The following is a 4002-nucleotide window of genomic DNA, read 5'->3' as shown; positions in this document are numbered from 1 at the left end:
AAGGACCTCAACGCCAACGACGTCGAGGCCGCCGCCAAGATCATCGAGGGCTCCGCCCGTTCGATGGGTCTTGAGATCGTGGAGCGCTAGGACATGGCTACTTCCAAGCGCATCAAGGCCTGGACCGGCGACCGCACGGTCTCCCATCCGGTTGAAGAAGCCGTCAAACTCGTCAAGGCCAACGCCAAGGCCAAGTTCGACGAGAGTGTCGAGATCGCCGTCAACCTGGGCGTCGACCCGCGCCACGCCGACCAGCAGGTCCGCGGCGTCGTCTCGCTGCCGTCCGGCACCGGCCGCGACGTCCGCGTCGCCGTCATCGCCAAGGACGCCAAGGCCGCCGAAGCAACCGCGGCCGGGGCCGACATTGTCGGCGCCGAGGATCTGGTGGAACGCATCCAAGGCGGCTTCATGGACTTCGACCGGGTCATCGCGACGCCCGACATGATGGCCCTCGTGGGTCGCCTGGGTAAGGTCCTGGGTCCGCGCGGCCTGATGCCGAACCCGCGGGTCGGCACGGTCACCCCCAACGTTGGGCAGGCCGTGAAGGACGCCAAGGGCGGCGCCATCGAGTTCCGCACAGAAAAGACCGGCATCATTCACGCCGGCATCGGCAAGACCTCCTTCACCGAGGACGCACTGCTGGCCAATGTGAAGGCGCTCGTCGACGCTCTGAACAAGGCCAAGCCGACCGGCGCCAAGGGCGTCTACATCAAGAAGATCAGCCTCTCCTCGACGATGGGGCCGGGCTTCAAGGTGGATACGGCCTCCGCCGGCGCGTAAAGCGGCCCGCCGGAACGAAACCCGAGGGGGAGCCTGCGGCGACGCGGGCTCCCCTTTTCGTTCGGCTAGAGGCCAAGCACCGCCTTGGCGATGATGTTGCGCTGGATCTCGTTGGTCCCGGCGTAGATCGAGCCGGCGCGATCGTTCAGGTATTTCGCCGCAACAGTCAGGCTGTGCTCGGGGCCGACGAAGCCCTGGTCGCAAGGCGGCCGGTAATTTGGCGTCGGCCCGCCGGGCGCTGTCGCGTGCGGCTGATAGGCCTGGCCATAGGCGCCGCAGGCCTCCAGCGCCAGTTCGGTCAGCCGCTGGCTGATCTCGGTGCCGACGGTCTTCATCATGGAGGACTTGGCTCCGGGGGCGTCGCCCTGACCGAGTCCCGCCAGGATCTGGAGTTCGACCGCCTCCAGGGCATCGACCTCGATGCTGAGTGCGCTCAGACGAGCCATGAAGCCGCGGTCGTCGACGAGCCGCCGGCCAGCGTCGTCCGGCTCGGCCGCCGCCATGGCGCGTATGCGCCCAAGCCGAGCCTTCAGGCTCGGCGCCGCCACGCCGCCGCCGCGCTCGAACTCCATCAGGTACTTGGCGACGGTCCAACCCTCGCCGATCCGCCCCACGGCATTGGCCTTGGGCACGGCCACGTCGGTGAAGAAGACGTCGTTCTGGATGTGCTCGCCCGACAGCATCAGGATGGGCCGAACCTCGATCCCCGGAGTCCGCATATCGATCAGGAGGAAGGTGATGCCCTGCTGGCGGATCGCCTCGTGGCTGGTGCGCACCAGGCAGAAGATCCAGTTCGCCACGTTAGCGTGGGTGGTCCAAAGCTTGTGGCCGTTGCAGATGAGGTGGTCGCCGTCGTCGCGAGCGCTCATCTGCAGCGAAGCAAGGTCCGAACCCGAGGCGGGTTCGGAATAGCCCTGGCACCAGAAGTGCTCCCCGGTGAGGATCTTCGGCAGGAAGTCGGCCTTCTGGGCCTGCGTCCCATGGCCGATCAGCACCGGCCCGCACATGCCGATGCCCATCGGTGAGAGGGGCGGGGCGTCGGCTGTCGCAAGCTCACTGGCGAAAATGTAGCGCTGAGCAGCGCTCCAGCCGCAGCCCCCGTGCTCCACCGGCCAGGCCGGCGCGGCCCAGCCCCTGCGATGCAGGATCGCCTGCCAAGCCATGCTAAGCTCGTGCGGAGCGTAGACGCTGGTCATCCGTCGTGCGTCGCGCCGCATCGCCGTGCTCAGCTCGGCATCGAGGAAGGCGCGAACTTCGTCCCGAAACGCCAGGTCTTCCCGGCTCCAGCGAACCTGCATCAACGCGCCTCCTGTCACCCCGGCGCTTAGCCTAAATACATTGACGCCCCGGCAGTCACCGCCGATGGGTGAGGCGAAGCTAGCAAATCGAGCGCCGTCGAGGGGCGAGTATGCCGAACGTAGAGCTAGAGCGGGTCGGCCGCGAGCGGCGCCAAACCCTCACAAACCTTTTCCAGCTCTACTGTCATGACTTTTCAGAGCAGTGGTTCGATCGCCCCGAGGGCGAGCTCGACGAGGACGGGCGGCTCCAGGAATACAGCCTTCTGGACAACTATTGGACCCAGCCGAAACACGAGGCGATGCTGATCAGAGCCGATGGCCGGCTGGCGGGCTTCGCCCTGGTCAACGACTTCTCGCACTCCGGCCTGCCACTGGACTTTCAGATCGCCGAGTTCTTCGTGGCCCGCAAACATCGGCGCAGCCGAATAGGCGAGGCCGCGGCGCTCGCCATCATTCGCGCCCGTCCTGGACAGTGGGAGCTTGCGGTCGCGCGCCGCAACATCGGGGCCCAGTACTTCTGGCGCCGCGTCGCGGCGAGCATCGCAGGGAATAACGTTGAGGAGCGCGATCAGGACGACGAGCGCTGGAACGGACTCATCCTGCGTTTCCGCAGCTAGCGGCCGTCGAGACCGACGTTCGAGGGTAGAGGGCCCGCGAGCGGACTTCGCAACCGGTGCGTCTAGTGGAGGATCAGCAGCCGCTCGGCGATCAGCCGGGTGATCAGGACGGTGTGCTTATAGGCGCCGAGGCTCCCGTAACGCCCGGGCTCCACCGTGCGGCGTCCGACGAACCGGATATGATAGCGCAGCGGCAGGTCGCCATTGTCCCCGGGGCGTTCCTTCCAGCCTGCAAGCCACATCGCCTCGGCCGTGGGGGCGCCATCCGGAGTGAAGATGCTGGAGTTGTAGTTGGTTGTGAAGTCGCCCTCGAACACCTGCTCAGGGCCGAGCTGGACGCCGCGCCAGGTCATGGGCGCGGCATCGAGGGCCTCCTGCCCAGGCGCAAGGCCTGGTGCTAGCAGCGAAACAGCCAGCACGGCCATGACGAGGAACCGCATGGGTCAGCCCCTTTTTCGGCAACGGCTCTTGGGCCGCCTTACCGCTGGGGCAGTTGAGTTTCCGCGCGCCATCCTGTAAAGGCCCCCGCTCTTAGAGTTTCGCAGCTCCTGGTGGGTTGCGAAGGACGGGGCTCGAAACCATCCGCGCCCCATCCTGTCCAAGAACTGTGTAGTCCAGGGGGCCACCCTGGACCGGAACGCAAGGACGAGCCCGTCCTTGGCCGCAGGGAGACGGGAAGATGAGGTTTCCGCGCATCGCCCCTGCGATGAGCGCGAGGCTGCGGCTTTCCTATCGGACAGGTTTGAGTACGGGCGCTCGCACCCGCGTGCGCCAAACCTAAAGTTGGAGACCGCAATGGACCGCGCTCAAAAGCAGGAAGCCATCGAGACGCTCAAGGGCGTGTTCGACGGCGCCGGCGCCGTGGTCGTGACCCACTACCTGGGTCTGACCGTTGCGGAAATGACCGATCTGCGGGGCCGTCTTCGTCAGGAAGGCGCCCAGCTGAAGGTGGTGAAGAACACCCTGGTTCAGAAGGCCCTCGGCGGGTCGGTCGGCGAAGCGGGCGACGCCCTCTTCAAGGGCCCGGTCGCCATCGCCTTCGCGCCGGACCCTGTTTCCGCCGCCAAGGTCGCGACCCAGTACGCCAAGGACAACGAGAAGTTCACCGTTGTCGGCGGCCTCATGGGTCGAGAGGTGCTGGACAAGGCCTCGATCGCCGCGCTCGCGCGGCTGCCGTCCCTCGACCAGCTCCGCGCCAAGATCGTGGGCCTCATCGTCTCGCCGGCCACCAAGGTGGCGGGCGTGCTGCAGGCGCCTGCGGGTCAGCTGGCGCGCGTCATGGGGGCCTATGCCGCCAAGGACGCCGC

5 protein-coding genes and 1 pseudogene are annotated in these 4002 nt (G+C 66.8%); 4 read left to right on the top strand and 2 right to left on the bottom strand.

Annotated elements, in window-relative coordinates:
* Together rplK and rplA are read left to right on the top strand one after the other, a co-directional pair.
* Positions 1-90: pseudogene (gene rplK, locus VGI62_RS07705) on the top strand (50S ribosomal protein L11); the annotation flags it as partial.
* Positions 91-93: 3 nt separating this feature from the next.
* Positions 94-780, top strand: coding sequence for a 50S ribosomal protein L1 (gene rplA, locus VGI62_RS07700; protein ID WP_331503821.1), 687 nt, complete (start codon positions 94-96; stop codon positions 778-780).
* Positions 781-845: 65 nt separating this feature from the next.
* Here rplA and VGI62_RS07695 read toward each other — a convergent pair whose 3' ends face one another.
* Complete coding sequence (locus VGI62_RS07695) at positions 846-2078, bottom strand: acyl-CoA dehydrogenase family protein (RefSeq protein ID WP_331503820.1); 1233 nt, start codon at positions 2076-2078, stop codon at positions 846-848.
* A 110-nt stretch (positions 2079-2188) separates the two neighbouring features.
* On the opposite strand from VGI62_RS07695, the gene VGI62_RS07690 reads away from it, so the two are divergent.
* Entirely contained in the window at positions 2189-2695 is a 507-nt protein-coding gene (locus VGI62_RS07690) for a GNAT family N-acetyltransferase (RefSeq protein WP_331503819.1), read from the top strand.
* A gap of 62 nt (positions 2696-2757) precedes the next feature.
* On the opposite strand, the gene VGI62_RS07685 is transcribed toward VGI62_RS07690, so the two are convergent.
* On the bottom strand, positions 2758-3135 hold the full coding sequence (locus VGI62_RS07685) for a hypothetical protein (RefSeq protein ID WP_331503818.1): 378 nt from the start codon (positions 3133-3135) through the stop codon (positions 2758-2760).
* Between the two features lie 355 nt (positions 3136-3490).
* On the opposite strand from VGI62_RS07685, the gene rplJ reads away from it, so the two are divergent.
* The coding region (gene rplJ / locus VGI62_RS07680) for a 50S ribosomal protein L10 (protein WP_331503817.1) at positions 3491-4002 on the top strand (512 nt) is incomplete at its 3' end.

It is taken from the genome of Phenylobacterium sp. (assembly GCF_036495085.1).
Taxonomy (GTDB): Bacteria; Pseudomonadota; Alphaproteobacteria; order Caulobacterales; family Caulobacteraceae; genus Phenylobacterium.
This window is presented reverse-complemented; position numbering and strand designations above follow the sequence as displayed.

Excerpts from the sequence above, each read along its gene's own strand:
- rplA (WP_331503821.1), top strand. The coding sequence starts at position 94 with ATGGCTACTTCCAAGCGCATCAAGGCCTGGACCGGCGACCGCACGGTC.
- VGI62_RS07695 (WP_331503820.1), bottom strand. The coding sequence starts at position 2,078 with ATGCAGGTTCGCTGGAGCCGGGAAGACCTGGCGTTTCGGGACGAAGTT.
- VGI62_RS07690 (WP_331503819.1), top strand. The coding sequence starts at position 2,189 with ATGCCGAACGTAGAGCTAGAGCGGGTCGGCCGCGAGCGGCGCCAAACC.
- VGI62_RS07685 (WP_331503818.1), bottom strand. The coding sequence starts at position 3,135 with ATGCGGTTCCTCGTCATGGCCGTGCTGGCTGTTTCGCTGCTAGCACCA.